The sequence below is a fragment of the Streptomyces sp. NBC_00490 genome (genome assembly GCF_036013645.1).
Lineage (GTDB): Bacteria > Actinomycetota > Actinomycetes > Streptomycetales > Streptomycetaceae > Streptomyces > Streptomyces canus_F.
In genome coordinates, this window is the sequence record NZ_CP107869.1 from 8,074,875 (window position 1) to 8,089,771 (window position 14,897).

14 protein-coding genes are annotated in these 14,897 nt (G+C 61.6%); 5 read left to right on the plus strand and 9 right to left on the minus strand.

The window, feature by feature from the left end:
* Nucleotides 1-30: 30 nt before the first annotated feature.
* Complete coding sequence (locus tag OG381_RS36735) at nucleotides 31-237, minus strand: hypothetical protein (protein WP_327720282.1); 207 nt, start codon at nucleotides 235-237, stop codon at nucleotides 31-33.
* Nucleotides 234-533 (minus strand): hypothetical protein, encoded by a 300-nt coding sequence (locus OG381_RS36740; protein ID WP_327720283.1) that lies wholly within the window; start codon nucleotides 531-533, stop codon nucleotides 234-236. Before OG381_RS36740 ends, OG381_RS36735 begins: the two co-directional genes overlap by 4 nt.
* Here OG381_RS36740 and OG381_RS36745 point away from each other — a divergent pair.
* Entirely contained in the window at nucleotides 489-1,244 is a 756-nt protein-coding gene (locus OG381_RS36745; protein ID WP_327720284.1) for a transposase family protein, read from the plus strand. The genes OG381_RS36740 and OG381_RS36745 overlap by 45 nt on opposite strands.
* A 97-nt stretch (nucleotides 1,245-1,341) precedes the next feature.
* Nucleotides 1,342-1,689, plus strand: a complete 348-nt coding sequence (locus OG381_RS36750) for a helix-turn-helix domain-containing protein (protein WP_327720285.1) — start codon at nucleotides 1,342-1,344, stop codon at nucleotides 1,687-1,689.
* Nucleotides 1,690-1,785: 96 nt separating this feature from the next.
* Here the strand turns inward: OG381_RS36750 and OG381_RS36755 are convergent, their stop codons facing one another.
* From OG381_RS36755 to OG381_RS36785, 7 genes are all read right to left on the minus strand, one after another.
* Nucleotides 1,786-2,178, minus strand: a complete 393-nt coding sequence (locus OG381_RS36755) for a hypothetical protein (RefSeq protein ID WP_327720286.1) — start codon at nucleotides 2,176-2,178, stop codon at nucleotides 1,786-1,788.
* Between the two features lie 133 nt (nucleotides 2,179-2,311).
* Complete coding sequence (locus tag OG381_RS36760; protein WP_327720287.1) at nucleotides 2,312-3,292, minus strand: ComEC/Rec2 family competence protein; 981 nt, start codon at nucleotides 3,290-3,292, stop codon at nucleotides 2,312-2,314.
* A gap of 39 nt (nucleotides 3,293-3,331) precedes the next feature.
* Nucleotides 3,332-4,087, minus strand: a complete 756-nt coding sequence (locus OG381_RS36765; protein WP_327720288.1) for a hypothetical protein — start codon at nucleotides 4,085-4,087, stop codon at nucleotides 3,332-3,334.
* A 2-nt stretch (nucleotides 4,088-4,089) separates the two neighbouring features.
* Nucleotides 4,090-5,178, minus strand: coding sequence for a ComEC/Rec2 family competence protein (locus OG381_RS36770; protein ID WP_327720289.1), 1,089 nt, complete (start codon nucleotides 5,176-5,178; stop codon nucleotides 4,090-4,092).
* A gap of 1,539 nt (nucleotides 5,179-6,717) precedes the next feature.
* The gene (locus OG381_RS36775; protein ID WP_327720290.1) at nucleotides 6,718-7,950 is read right to left on the minus strand and encodes a hypothetical protein; all 1,233 of its coding nucleotides are present in this window, start codon (nucleotides 7,948-7,950) and stop codon (nucleotides 6,718-6,720) included.
* On the minus strand, nucleotides 7,947-8,402 hold the full coding sequence (locus OG381_RS36780; protein WP_327720291.1) for a hypothetical protein: 456 nt from the start codon (nucleotides 8,400-8,402) through the stop codon (nucleotides 7,947-7,949). The genes OG381_RS36775 and OG381_RS36780 overlap by 4 nt, the downstream gene beginning before the upstream one ends.
* Nucleotides 8,403-8,763: 361 nt before the next feature.
* On the minus strand, nucleotides 8,764-9,441 hold the full coding sequence (locus OG381_RS36785) for a hypothetical protein (protein WP_327720292.1): 678 nt from the start codon (nucleotides 9,439-9,441) through the stop codon (nucleotides 8,764-8,766).
* 458 nt (nucleotides 9,442-9,899) lie between these two features.
* Between OG381_RS36785 and OG381_RS36790 the strand changes: the two genes are divergently transcribed.
* The 3 genes from OG381_RS36790 to OG381_RS36800 all read left to right on the plus strand — a co-directional run bounded on the left by OG381_RS36790 (nucleotide 9,900) and on the right by OG381_RS36800 (nucleotide 14,694).
* Nucleotides 9,900-10,340: a hypothetical protein gene (locus tag OG381_RS36790; protein WP_327720293.1), complete on the plus strand. Its 441-nt coding sequence runs from the start codon at nucleotides 9,900-9,902 to the stop codon at nucleotides 10,338-10,340.
* 1,157 nt (nucleotides 10,341-11,497) lie between these two features.
* A complete protein-coding gene (locus tag OG381_RS36795) occupies nucleotides 11,498-12,166 on the plus strand; it encodes a DUF6308 family protein (RefSeq protein WP_327720294.1) in 669 nt (222 codons plus the stop codon).
* A 479-nt stretch (nucleotides 12,167-12,645) separates the two neighbouring features.
* Nucleotides 12,646-14,694, plus strand: coding sequence for an ATP-binding protein (locus OG381_RS36800; protein WP_327720295.1), 2,049 nt, complete (start codon nucleotides 12,646-12,648; stop codon nucleotides 14,692-14,694).
* Nucleotides 14,695-14,897: the final 203 nt, after the last annotated feature.

Consider the following 14,897-nt stretch of genomic DNA (forward strand, 5'->3'; position numbering starts at 1 on the left):
AAGTGAGTCCTACGGTGAAATGTCACCCAGTCACTGACCTCGGAAGGCGACCGCGTCGGGATGGTTGGTGAGCCACCAGTGGCACACCTTCCAGTGGTTGTCCTTCCCGCCGGCGTCGTCGAGCGTCGCCACGGCAACGGCCGGGCCACTGCAGTGAGGACTCGGCGGGGTGTGCATGCTGCACCTGAGCTGGTTGTCCGGCGACACTTCGTCGATGGCCGTGATGACGGATTTCATGACATCAGCCTAACGAGCTCGTGCATGGTTGGCGGTGAGACGTCGAGCTCTTGATCGTTGATCATGGTCATGTGGTGGGGAATGCAACTCGCGCAGTGCTCGTCAGCAACCGGCGGATCACGGGCCTGACGGCCGACGTGATCGGTGAACTCGTCGCGGAGATCGGCCCGTTGTGGCACGAGCGCCACCAGGCCAGGCTCGTATCCCGGCCACGGAAGCGGGCCGTAGGCGCTGGTGCGAAGCACCAGCTGGTGTTCGTCGACCGGCTGCTGGCCACCTTGGTCCATCTCCGTCATGGGGCCACCCACGACGTGCTGGCCTGCTGGTTCGACGTGGACCGCTCGACCATCACCCGGGCGATCAGTGAGGTGCGGCCCCTGCTCGCCGAGCGTGGGTGCACCATCAGCCTTGACGTGCGGCTGCGAAGCCTGGCCGAGGTCGTCGACCATCTCGGAGCTACCGGGAAGACCGGCATCATAGACGGCACCGAGATCCGGGGCCGTCGCCCGGCCGCCGGACGCAAGGACCGGGACAAGTTCATCTCCGGCAAGAACAAGCAGAACGCCGTCAAATCCATGGTGGTCACGGACGAGGACGGACGGGTGCTGTTCTGCAGCCCGACCAAGCCCGGAAGCTGCGCGGATATCACCCACGCCCGCCAGTTGGGGCTGGTCAAGCTCCTGGCCGACGGGCCCGCGGTCGAGATTCTCGCCGATGCCGGCTACCAGGGTCTGGGCGCCCAGACCGGCGGACGCGTGGTGACACCACCGCACCGCAAGTTCAAGAAGAACGCCCCGGACTGGTACGAGGAGATGTACGAGCGCCAGCGCAAAGCGCACTCCTCACGCCGCATCCGCGTCGAACACGGCATCGCACACCTTAAGAACTGGCGGGCACTCACACGCCACCTCGGCCGCCGCGAGCACATGAGCGAAACGGTCCAGGCCGTCGCCAGCCTGTTGTCCCATCAGCAAATCAGCGACCTGACGTCAGCGCAGCAGATGTGAACCCCGAGCCCCATCCAAGTCCTCGACGTCTCACCGCCAACCATGCACGAGCTCGTTAGAGGGCGGCGGGGGATGGGCACTTCCGAGGGTAGAGCCGGTGACGCCGGATCCTGCAGTAGCAACAGAAGTCCGCGAGTGCCGGATGCTGTCGGCCGACGAGGTGGCCGAGCTGGTCGAGGCGTATCGGCGTGGCGCCACCGAGCTATCGCTTGCCCGTAAGTTCGGGGTCCACCGCCAGACGGTGGATCGACACCTGGAGCGCGCGGGTGTCGCAAAGCGGCCGGTGGTCAAGATGACACCGGCCAGGGTGGAGCAGGCTATAGAGCTTTACGAGCAGGGACTCAGCACCAACCAGATCGGGAAGAAGTTCGGCATCAGCGGCAGCACGGTCTGGAAGGCACTGAAGCGAGCCGGGATACAGATGAGGGCGCCGGTTGCACGGTAGGCAGGCGGCGTACTTGCGCCACAGAAGTGCCCGGCTACGGGGGGAAGCCGGGCGCTTCGAGGCGGATCGTAGCCTTTGCGCTGGTACTTCACCAGGTCAGCGGCGCTTCTCGGCTTGCAGCAGGGCAGCAACGATGGTCTCGAAAGCCTCGACGTTCTTCGGCGACTTGATGCCCAAGTGCTGAGCGGCCAGCTGTGCGGTCAGCGGAGGACTCTGCTGGGCAGGTTTGTCCTCCAATATTCCAGCCGCTCGGAGTAGATCTTTCTGCTTCTCGCCAATGGCCGTAGCCAGGGGCTTGAGCAAGTCAGTTGGTACCTCGTACTCGCCCGCGAGGATCTTGGATATGTCTGCTTCCGACATACCTGAGGCTGCGGCCAGCTTGGCTTTGCCATCCCCTGATGATGAGCCGACCGCGAACCCCTTCCTGATGGCTGCTTCTTTCACAAATCGAGCAAACATCCGTGCTGTGGCATCCGGCCGCTGCGCCATCCGCTGCCCCTTCCTTTACAGGAAGAATTAGGATGCCATCCGCGCGTCGTTTCCGGTAGAGCGCAATCCCTCTGCAGTGCCGACGCAGACCTAGGAGGTTGCTGGACTAAGTCGCGCGGCGCAGTGTCACAACTCAATCGATCGTATAGATACGTTCGCCCTTATGGTTGTTTACCCATACATCACCGTCACCCCAGATGGTAACTGTGATAGTTCCGTGGTATCGCGTTGAGAGGACCTCGGCACCGTGGCTCTTGTATTCGTCAGAGGCATCAGTGCTCGGCTTCTTGCCGACTGAACAAATCACTACCTCTGGGGACATAGCATCAACAGCATCCTCGTGATAACCCGACTCACGCCCATGGTGCGAAGCTTTTAGGATGTCGCATGAAATGGCATCCTCCCCAGGCTTGTCGAGGACAGACTTCCAAGCAGCCGCCTCCGCATCACCCGGCAGGATAACCGTACGACCTGCATATGTCATTTTGATAACGTAGGAGCAGTTGTTGTAGCTCTCACTCGCGGCGCAGAGATCGATAAGATCTTGCGTCGGCGACAGCACCTCAATTCCGTCGTCGGCCCAATATTGCGCCGTAGCTCCTCTAAGATTCTTCAGCACCTTGTGCTTGCAGTCGTCAGGCCCCATGCCCGAACCTAGGCATTTGTACACCAACCAATCAAGGTACGAAAACTTGCTGTGTTCAAAATCCGACTCCTCTAGATGCTTATCATGATCGACGTCCCAGAAGTTTTCGAGGCCAATCTTGTCCTGCCAAAAGAATCGATGCAGGCCACTCATGTGGTCCATGTCAGGGTGGGTCTGAATGTAGCGGAAGACTCTCTTGTCTGAAAATTTCTCCGCGAAATAGTCCGCTGGATCGACCAGGAGAGATTTATAGTAGTCCTCCCATGTTCGAAACTCGCCTTTAACCAGCTGCGAGCGACGGTAGCGGAAGTCGTATAGCGACACCCCTTTGCTTTCCGCCAGCGCTTCTTCGTCTGCCTCAGGAAGGCTCTTCGAGTTGTTGATATCAATCATCATCAACCGGCCTGACGGAAACTCGACGATCGTGCAGTCCCCGTGCCCGACATTGAGAAAATGGATTTTCATCATCGAAAGTCAAACCAGCCTTTCGGAAATTGGGCGAGACTACTACTCTTGCGAACCTGATCTGGACTCGGCCTTCTCGGCAGCAAGGACAACCGCTGCTTGTAGCAGCTCGTAGGCATACCTCTCCGCTGCATTCTTCATCCGTACGGGCGAGGGAAGGACCCACCAGATAGCGAGACAGACGACGGTGGCAAGAAGGGCGAGAGAATTCGCGAGCGTTAGCGCAGGCTGATGGTCGACGTTCGCAAGCCACAACATGTACGCCAAGACGCCGAGCACCACCAGGAGTGCAGCGCTCCGTCCGGTCCAACGGATGCCATAGAGATTTCGATGAAAGCCGTAGCTTCGGTTCTCGGCGCGTACGATAGGGAACTTTGTTTCATCTCGGGTGAGGCTACGGATCTGCCCTATGGCAACCTCGATTGCCTCATCGGCCTTCCCGGGGTTCGCCCGCTCGCTACGGGCCGAGGAAAGCTCGATCCCCGTTACAGATGCCACGGCCTTCCGCCAAGTCTCCCGCTGTAGTGAGTTCTGGCCCTCTTGCCGTAGACGGAGCTTCTGGACGGTCGGGGAGCCGCCCCATGATGCCCAGAGTGATTCTTGAACCTGCCGCCCCTGGTGACGCACCAGTTCAGCCAGGACGATCGGACCGCCGGCCAGTGACAGCGCGGTGATAACCGATACAATAACCGGAGCCTTGCTGAGACCAAGGACTGCCAGCGCAAGGCTGACTGGAAGCAGCGCGAGCAGGCCAGGCGCAAGCCGCGCCCGGCGTTCGTAGTCGTCTAGCCACAGCACGGCTACGCGTCCCCGCCTTCCTCTACTTGCGGATGCAGTGGTAGCGCCATGATTGGGACGTATCCGGCTCGGCTGGGAGCGTCATAGGAGTGATGAATCGTCCGACCTTGTGTGGCGTAGACCGGGTAACCCCGCCGATGGAAGGCGTTCGTGGTTTTCTTTGCTGGGTGCTTGTTCTTCTCGTTCTTCTTCGGCGCGGACACGAACGCCTCCCCGAGAACGGTTGTCTCTCCCTTGGTGCCGAGCAGGCGGTCGAGTAGTGATGGACCGACGTTGCGGCGGCTGCCATGGTGAGGAACCTGCACGAAGTCAAGGCTCCCGGGCTGGAAGCTCTCATCTTCGAGAACGTCGAGGGCTTGTCCGAGAGCGGGAATGCCAGCATCTCCGGTGAACAACAGCTTCCGGCCGTCCACTTCCAGGAGGCAGATGGCGCTGGTGTTGTTCTTGGCGGATGTCTCACCATCCTCGCCTAGCGTCTCGGTCCAGAGCGTCTCCGGCACCATTCTGGCGAGCAGATGCCGGATGGTCGCTTCCCAGCTCTTCTTGGCCTCCTGTGCAGAGTCGGGCTCGACGATCTCAGCCAACAACTCCCGGTAGTAGTCCTCGGTGGGACCGAGAATGCGCAGGACGCCGTCGTCACTCGTCCAGTCAAGGAACGGTTCCTCGATGGGGACACCCTGCGCCTTGGCGACTTCTTCAAGGTCGGTTGCGCCCTGAAGTGAATCTCTCAACTCCGTACGCAGCGCCCGCGCGTTGAGGGAGAGGATCATCTTGGCTCGCGCCACGTCCGCGGAATGGCTCCAAGGCAGGTGCATGAGGAGCTTCTTGACGGTCATCTGCTCCAGGACGACCCGCAGCCCGTTGATGTGGTCCCTGTCCGGGTGGGTTGAAACCACAAGATCCACGATCCCGGTTCCGTAGTACTTGCGGATGTGCTCGACGAGCGCTTCGCCGTCGTCGAGGTACCCGCCGTCGATCACGATCACGGTCTGCTCTTCGCGTGGACCGTGGAGGTTGCCGTAACGAAGAGCGATGGCATCGCCACCGCTCGACTCCTCCCCGACGGGGAGGAAATCTATCTCGTAGCCCATGATCTTCCTTCAGCCATGGCCCCGCTGGGCGGATCGCACAAGAGTCGGGCGGCAGGACTTGCGTGCCTTCGCCTAACGGGCAACACACAGTAGCTGACTACTTCGAGATCTAATTACGCTCCGTCAAACTACAAGCCCACAAAAGGAGTAGACCACCATCCTGACTGACTGAAAGTGATCATTGTCGATCTTTCGCGACCGCCAGTTGTGCGCCCCTGATGTCACGCGAACGCCGTGTCAGGCATGGGAAACTCCAGACCCGGACGAACTCCGTTCACGCTCGGTGATGGCTTCGTTGCCACATGTATTGGAAGGGTGAGGTCCACGTCCACGGGGTGGCTGCTGCATGTGGCGTATAGAAATCAGTCGAAAATTTCAAGGCGAGATTAAACGAGATCAACGCACAACACGTGTCAGAGGGCCACTGCCAACATGAGTTGGCAGTGGCCCTCTGACTAACTGCTCAGTAGCTGTTGTCGCTCCGATCTTGAGGGGTGTGTGTCGAACGGGAGTCTCGATCGGGTGATCGCAGCTGGTCGCGGGCATGAAGGGATTAGGGCCTCTTGGTAGTCATCCCGGGCCCTGTCGGTCCCGCCCCGTGGCCGGGAAAATCGGTGCTGGTGCCCGTCCGTAGGACGTCGATCAAGCTTGGTGCCGAATATGAGCCCGTTTGGTAGTCGGACGCGGGGGCCGAGCGCAGGATTCCAGTGATGTTGCCGCGAGCACGCAAGAGAGCTTCTTTGAACCCTGTGGTCCCTGATGGGCGGGTGCCGCTACTGGTGCACGTCAGGAAGGGCGGGGCGGGACATGGATGTGATCGAAGAGCGGTGCGGGGGGCGCCGACTTGGGCAAGACGGATGTCAAGGTATGCATCCGGGTCCCGGGCGCCGGCAAGCGCGCCCGTTGGGGCAGCTCGGCGATCGGGGTGCGGTGCCCACTACAGGGCCCGGTGCATGATGTGCAGTCCCACGTGGCCAGCGCGAGGCCATCGGTGAGGTGGCTGACGAGGTCGGCGCCCAGGTCCCCACTCTTGCCGCTGGTGACCTCTGATCGCACTGCTTGCCTTTACGTGCTGTTGCGCTCGGTCGGGATCAGGTTCGGGGTGTTGCGTGAAGGGGATTGAGCATGTCCTGCGGTTCCTGAGTGGTGGTGAGATGGGGGCGGGAGGATGGGCGGGTGCTGTCCCGGGCCCATGGTCTGACTCATGATATTTCTGACCGAAGTGTCCTGGTGTCACAGTGTCGGCCGGTGGTCGGGGATGGTGCGTTGTCGGTGTGAGAATTTTAGCGAGACATGGCACTTGCCAACGGTGGTTGGCACTACCTGATGGCCGTCACAGATCAATTGGTCCTGGGCTGCCGCTTGCGTTGGTTAATCGAAAATGTGCCTTTAAGGTCGCTATTTAGCCCCGAATCAAAGGCTGGCTCCGCATCTCGCGACGTCCGCCGGATAACCCAGCAGACGCTTGCCTCTCGTCCATGCCTTGCGCTGGTGCGAACTAAATGCCCAGTACTATTGAGGCATGCGGAGTATGGAGAATCACTCCAGACCGAAGGACATTGGGGTGTCCCACGTGACACCTTGACGTTTTTCTTCAGAAGCAAAAGCGATTGCTTCGACCATGCCACCCGGTAGTGCTGCAGATGCGCGCTTCAGCACATCGATAATTACCTCGAGCGTCATGGCGTTCACATTTTCGAACCCGTATAGGCTTTCATACATTCCTTTTAACTGCTCAAGCCGATATGCATAAGGGGGGTGGGTGTCATAGGCTGGCCGCATTCCGGTGTGTCGTTCATGCGCCTCATCTAAAGCAGCTGCGGCCATCAGGAAGAAGTTTGCCCCAGCCAGATCAAAGTCGTAAAGGTAGTCGACCATTACCCCTAAACCGCCTCCCTCACGACCTTGCGGATAATGCCTTCGATGCGCGTAGGTGTGACTCAAAAAGTAGCCAGTAACGTCCGCTTCGATCTCTAGTTCGTGGTTTCGGCTAAGCGTCGTTACTTCGACCCCTCGAATTTGGGTACTCGCGACACTTACTGCGGATCCTTCAACTCCTTGAGCCACATGCCCGAACTCGTGGCCGGCGACGAATCTTTCGGCACCGGAAAGCAACGCCGTCCTCGTTAGGCCAACAAGGTCGACAGGGCCCGGGGTGACAACGGTCGGCGGCTGCTGCACCGGGAGAAGATAGGGAGCCTCAAAGGCAAAAGCAGCCAGAACAGTCGCGAATCGCCGGGTGATGAGCTCATTTTCCCGCAGCACTTTGTCGACTGCATGCCGATATCCTTCTCGGGGGTCTTCACCTGTCTCGTTCAGTTTGTCGTAGACCGAAGGCGGAACAGCGTAATGCACCATGAGGGCAATTTTGGCGATACGATTAAGGAAATGCGGAAGTCCCGACGTGAATGCTACGATTACGCGATCATGGCCAGGGGCCCACAACGTGCATGCATTGCATCCGAATGTCGGCAAGGTGCCGAAAAGCGGCTCGCTGTCAGCGGCATTTATTCCAGCCGAGCGGGCAACCTCGTAAATTTCCAGGAGGCGCGGCCGTATCATTGCATCAGTGGCTGCATCGTTGCCCGTTGCCACCCTTGAGAGATTTGCGGACAGCTTTCCTCGGATGCTGTCAAGGTCTAAGTCATTCCTATGAATGAGATGACGCAAACGGGCCTCAATACGCTCTTCATACTCCTCGGGTGAGAGTGGTTCACTTTCCGGGCTCGACATGGCCCGCTGAAGGAACGCTAGGTACTCTTCCGGCGTCACGGAATCATCCTTCCGCGCACGACCTCTGCGGTGGCGCCGACCTGATTCACAATGGAGACTATTTCGGTCGCCGTCCCTCCGGAAGCCACTTCGATGACCGCACTCAAGTCAACGAGATGCCCAGGGTCAGTGACTTGCACCTGTGTGCCGTCGCCGCACACGACGATCGTGCGGCCTCGTCGCTCTCGGCAATCGTAGGTCACTTCAATCCTTCCCTCCTGGACGTTGACGATCATTAGGCAAGCGAGTTGGCGGCGAAGCCATGCCCAGAGCGAGGCAATTCCTCCGACCCCAGCGAGTGTCGCGGTCACAATAGTCGGAATGAGCGAAGGATCCATGTTCTTCGGGCCTACTACGGTGACATCAGATGCAGAGTATCCGCGCAACTCGTCTTCTAATGCATGCGCGATCCGCTCGTCCGGAATCGCCGCAAGGAATGCAATCTCTGCCATGCTGCCCCTATTCGGCCGTGGGCCCACCACTATACTCACTTAGCCGTAGGCTAGATACTAGGAGGCTAGCCTTTCCGTCAACTGTCTCATGCTGATTTGGTGTGACACGGGACGCTTCCTGGAAGGAATGCGTCTGCTGATGATGGTGAGGCCGGAGGGAATACCAAAAAGTCACAACCTGTCGTTTCAGGGCCAACAGTTTCGGCATCATTCTTACGAATACCCCATGATCTAGAAGCTCAGCGGGAACCGGCACCGCTTCTGTGTCACCGCTCGGTGGCTTGACCTTGTCCGGCGTTCTTCAGGTCCAGGGACTGGCCTCGTTGGACGGGGTCTCGCCGTGGTCGATGATGGGGGTCAGCTAGGCGGCGTACTCGTGGAGCGCCGTGATCAGCATGTTGTCGGTGGGCCTTGTAGCGCCGTGTCGCATGCGGGCCCAGACCGCGGCGACGCTCATCTGCCATTTCTTCTGGGTCTGCGGGTCTTGTTGATCGCAGATGGGGGTCGGTGCGAAGAAGTGCTCACTCTGGGTCACGAGAGCCCAGAGGATGACGGATCCGATGTTCCTCTTGCGGTCGGTGAGGTCTTTGGGGAAGCCCCCCGCCTGGGCGTGTCCCCCGCCTGGAACGGCGATTCTGGCCTTGATCTCTTGCCATGGCTGGGGACCGATGCACCAGTTCGCCAGGACCTTCCGTCGCCTTTCGTAGTCGATGAGGTCCTCTCGGGCGTCGAGTTCGGCTGCAAGATTACGGATGGCAGCCTCAAATTCGAGAGGGTCCGGGCGGTTTCTGGCCCATCGGTGAACGCGTTTAGGACTGTCGGCGATCCTGGCTGCGATAGCGGGGTCGCCGAGATAGAGACCCATCCGGTCGGCGGCTTTCTCGTCCGGCGCAACGCCGGCGCAGCCGGACCGCGGCAGACCGACCTCGTCGCCGGCTACGACAACACCTGGTACATCATCGAGGCCAAGTGGGAGCAACACCCCGTCGGCACGAACGTCGTCGATGACGTCAGAATCCCGGTGGAGGGGGTCGGCCAAGGCCCGATCGGCGTGACCTGCTTCAACGACGCCGCTGTCAAACGGTTTTCCAATACCGGGACCGGCAGGTCGTCCCTCCTCATCGGCGAGAAGGAGCTACTGCAGGCTCTCCAATCCCCAGAGCTCCTCGCCAATCTCCTGAAGAGAAGCGGGACCAGCTTGTCGCCCATGGACGTGTGCACCTCGGTTCGGACACCACGAGAAAGACTCGACGGCGTTCGACCGACGACCTTCCGGAGTCGAGCTTCAGCCTGCTCAGCGGAGACCAGGCACCACTGCCGTACCTCGCGGCCGAGGATGGCTTCTCCGGAGGCCCTCCAGATGCGGTTGGATGCACCCACCCTTTGTGGCGCTGCCCAGCAGTGCTGTAAGGCCGGCGGTCGGGCCAACGAGAGTGAGTCGGTATCAGAGGCGTCGCTGATACTCGGATGCTTTATCAGGGGTGAGAGGGACTCGGTGTGAAGAAGTTGCGGGACGGCATAACCTGCCTACTGCCTGACGTGGTCAAGGCGGAGATTGAACCAGAGAGCTGTCCGATCTGGTTGCGGCGGCCAGGGCGGACCGAGTGCGTCGGCATGTGGGGGACTGTCGCGGCCATCTACGGCGCGCTCACTGGGCTGGTCCTGCCGGAGCAGGCCCCTTCTCGCGAGCGGCGGAGCCTGGACGTCCTGCTGACCTACGAGAACGGGCAGCAGCAGATCCTGGAGGTTGACGAGAAGCAGCACTTCACCGCAGCCCGCGCTCTGACGCTGGAGTACTACCCGGCAGGCGTGAAGCTCGGCTTCGACGCTTCTCGATGGTTGGCCCGCTCGCAGGCTCTGACCGGGCGTGAAGCCGGCGGCGGCTTCGGCAAGTCAAAGCCGCCGTTGTTCCCTGGCGAGGGTCTCGCCTCTGAGTGAGACGGCGCGGCGGCCCCCGCCGTTCAATGGCAGAAGCGAAGCGCCTGGCCGGCTCATCTGCCGGCCGGCGCACTGCTGGCGCCTTTGAGGCGACGGAGCCCGCCGGAAAACTCCGGCGGGGCGTCTGCGCACGGCGGGCTACGACGGCGTGCAGTGTCCGGCGAGGGCACCGTTGTACTCCGGCTCTCCGCTTTCCAGGACGCGGAGCAAGGATGCGGTGACGACACGTGTCGTACGGCCGATGCGTAGCACGCGGCACGGGAACTCCCCGCGACGCACCAGGTCGTAACCCTTCGCCCGAGAGAACCCCAACGCCCTGGAGGCGTCTTCCACGCTCCCCGTTCCGTCCCAGGTGGCGCGGATGTGCGTGGGGCTGTAACGGGTGCCGTGCACCTCATTGGTCTGTCCGTGCAATTCAGATTCTCCAGTCGTTAAGACGGTGCGGCTGTGGATCACGGTGCCGACCCGGAAGTTGATCAAAACAACAAGTGACGTAAGCAAAGTCACCCGCATTGCGCGCTGAGGCTTATACCGATGAGCAGGCCCCCGGTGCAGGTCGACTCCATCCCCGGGTGCACTCGGGGATGCGATAGTCGACCCTCTACGGTGGGGGCGAGGCGGGGGTGCTGCTACGCCACCTACGGGGCCTTGAGCGCCACGGCACCTGTTCCGCAGGATCTCTGCGGCAGCGCAGAGCGCTGACACACGCGCGACGCTTTCAATTGACAGCCGTCGTGGCGATTCCTTTCGACGTAGGGGCAGGCAGTGTCGGTGGGCCATCAATGATCCGCGCGATCGCCGGTTTGGCTAACCGGCGATCGCGCGCTATGTTGCTCCGCTTCGAAGCTGTCTGGGCCGACATACGTCCACTCGTGGGGACCGACTGGTGCAGCCCGGGCCGTTTCCTGCTGCTCTCTCTCCAGCAGGAAACGCCTGTCCGGTTCGGTGCTCGTAATTGCCCCGGCCTTCCGCTACTCCATCGGCAACGGCACCGACACCGACGTCTGGACCATCCTCTAGAAACCACCCACACCTCAAAACGGCGTAACGCAGGCGTACGTGTTGGCGGCGGCTTCCGCCCGTGCCACCGCATGGTCTCAGCTGGTGTACCGTCCACCGACACAGCACTGGTCGTAAGGGAGTTGGGGGGCTTCTCGGTGATCGAACTGAAGATCCCGGAGATCTACTGGGACGACGACACGGCCGTGAGCCTGCTCGTCGAGTACTTCACCCGACGACGCTCAAGCGGCGACCTGTTCTATTCCGGCGCGCACTTCGAGCGCCTGGGCGGGGGCGGGGACGCCGAGCACGTCGCGGACCGCTTCGACAGCAACGACCTGGTGGCCATCACCACGCTCAGTGTCTCCCTCGAGCCGCACGGGGCGATGAACTTGCTGACCGACCCCGACGGGCACTGGATGCGCCTGCTGTCGCTCATCCCTCGTGACGCACGTTTGGAGAATCCTGGAAGCGATGCCTTCATGGAGGAGGGCGGACCCGCGTGGGAGTTGTGGGAACGCCTGGCTGGCAGCAAGCAGTACCTCAACAAGCCCGACGGCAGCGGCCCGGTTGTCGCAGGCAAGTTGCTGGCCCGTAAGCGTCCTCACCTCATCCCCATCTACGACATCCGCATAAAGCAGCTGTTCGAGCGACCGAAGGCGGACCACTCCTTCTGGGCCGCGCTGGCTGCGGCCCTGCGGGCGGACAACGGCGCCTTTCGCGATCAGTTGGTCTGTCTCCGGGGCAAGGCGAGTATCGGTGAGGACATCGGCGTCCTGCGTGTGTTCGACGTCATCGCCTGGATGCATCAAGGCCGGCAGGATTAGGTCGCGACGAGCTGAACTGTGAGGTGGAGCGTGGAGGGGAGCGCATGCGAGGTCGCCGAGGGCGACAGTCCGAACCGCTCTCCTCGAATTTGATGTGTTTCCGATGACCCATCATGTGGAGTGCGTCGCGATCCTTGAACCGGTCGCGAAGGGCGCCTGACCTGCGGTTTTGTCCGTGCGCATTATGTGCGGTGTGGGCGTTACGGGCGATATCTTGACGCCGAGATGACGCTCGTGACGCTCATTTGACGCTCGTTCTGATGGAGTGTCAGGCCGCTTGCCAGGCAGGCTAGGCTCTGCGAGTCGGCGGGACATCAAGCCAGGCACTTGGCAGCTTCAGCCGAGGCTGCGAGTGGCGGACTGCGGGTTCAGCAACGGGCCGTGGCGAGCAGGTCACTTCGCCGGTACTTCGGCCGCCCAGCACGCTTTGCTCCAAGCCCGCCGATAGGGTGGGCGGCCTGGGAGCGAGGAGGAAGACGATGGCGCTGACCACGTCGCTGGCCGGCCGGGTCCGGAACACGAGTCTGCCGAAAAGCCATGCCCTTCTGCCGCTCCTGGAGGCCGTGGTCAACGGCATCCAGGCGATCGACGCCCGGTTCGGCGACGACATGGAGCCCGGTCGTTTGAGCATCAGGATCCGGCGCAGTCAGCAGGAAGCACTCAACTTCGGCCACGTCGGCCCAGGGCGCGCGGCGTTGAAGCCCATTGTCGGCTTCAGCGTCGAGGACAATGGAGTGGGCTTCACTCCGGAGAACATGACATCGTTCGAGACGCTGGACAGCGACCACAAGGCCGACATGGGCTGCCGCGGTGTGGGGCGCCTGCTCTGGCTTAAGGCGTTCGACAGGGTTTCGGTCCGCAGCGCCTACGAGGACGAAGCCGGATGCCTTAACGGGCGGCAGTTCCGCTTCTCCGTCCAGGAAGAGGTCGAGCCGGACGGGGAAGGGGAAATTCCAGCTGAGGTCGGCACGACCGTGAGCCTCGACGGGTTTAAGAGGCCCTTCCAGCAGAGCGCGCTGAAGACCGTAGAGGCCATAGCTCGTGAGGTCTTCGAGCACTGCATCTGGTACTTCCTGCGCCCCGGCGGCGCGCCCGACATCACGGTGGCTGACGATGACGGGGCAGTCTCGCTTAATAGCCTCATGCACGACTTCGTGTACTCCGACATGCAAAGGACATCGATCGAGGTCAAGGGGGAGAGGTTTGAGATGGTGAGCCTCCGCCTGAAGTCCTCGCCGAGGAATCTCGCGCCACGGCTGTACTGGTGCGCTGCGAACCGTGTGGTGGTGGAGGAAAACCTCACCAGCAAGGTGCCAGGGCTCTACGGAAGGCTCAAAGACGCGGAGTCCTCCCCGTTTACATACGTCTGCTACCTATCCTCCGACTTCCTGGACAGCCACGTCCGCGCCGACCGTACAGCCTTCGACATCAGCGAACGTGTGCCGGGCACCCCACTGATCGAAGATGTGTCGATGGACGACATCCGGGAGAGCGTGCTCAAGGAAGTCGAAAGCATCCTCGCTGGACCGCTCAGCGCAGCACGCGAGGAGGGCAAGGCCCGGGTCCACGAGTTCGTCAGCAACCGCGCTCCGAGGTACCGGCCCGTCCTGTCGCGGCTCGAGCAGCTCGGCGTATCCGTGGATCCGTCCACGAAGGACCACGACCTCGAACTGCTGCTGCACAGCAACCTCCAGAAGCTCGAAGCGTCTGCGCTCGCTGAAGGCCACGCCGTCCTGGGCGAAGCAGGCTCCGCCCAGCCGGAGGGCTACGCCGAACGGCTCGCCCGGTACTTGAATACAGTGACCGACATCAACCAGTCCGACCTGGCCGCCTACGTCTCGCGCCGAAGAACGATCCTCGACGTACTCGCCAGGCAGATCAGGTCCGACGACCAGGGTAGATACAGCAAGGAGGACGCGATCCACTCCCTGCTAATGCCGATGCGGACCGACTCGAACGAGATCGGCACCGATGCCTCCAACCTCTGGATCATCGACGAGCGGCTCGCGTTCCACGACTACCTCGCTTCTGACAAGACGCTTAAGAGCATGCCGATCACGGGTTCCGATTCGACGCGGGAGCCCGACCTGCTCGCGACTCGGCTCGTCGGCTCGCCGGTGCTGGCCGCGGAAGGGGGAACGCTCCCGCTGCCGTCCATCGTCGTGATCGAGGTCAAACGGCCGATGCGCAATGACGCCTCGGAGGACAAGGACCCGATCCAGCAGTGCCTGGAGTACGTGAAGCGTGTACGCGCCGGCGGAGTGAAGACCGCGCTGGGGCGGCCGATCCCCCCGACGCGTGAGGCACCTGCCTTCTGCTACGTTCTCGCGGACCTCACGAAGACGATGGTGGACAGATGCGAATACGCGGGCTTGCGGCCCACCCATGACGGCATGGGTTATTTCGGTTTCAACGAGCCGTGCAAGGCGTACATCGAAGTAGTGAGCTTCGACCGTCTCGTCAACGCCGCCACCGAACGCAACCGGGCGTTCTTCGACAAACTCGGACTCCCCTCCAGCTGGCAATGAGTTGAGCTATTCCGTCCGACCCCCGGAGGAACAGTAGGCGTCGATGCTCCGGCTGGCCCTACAGAGCTGGAAGGGGCCGCTCGTGCAGAGTCGAGGCCCGGTGTCCACCCGTCGGCTCAGGACTACTGTGCTGCCTCGCGTAGATGCCTGGCCAGCGTGGTCACCGCGGTCAGGGGGTGCGGTGGTGGACTGGATGCAGGTGG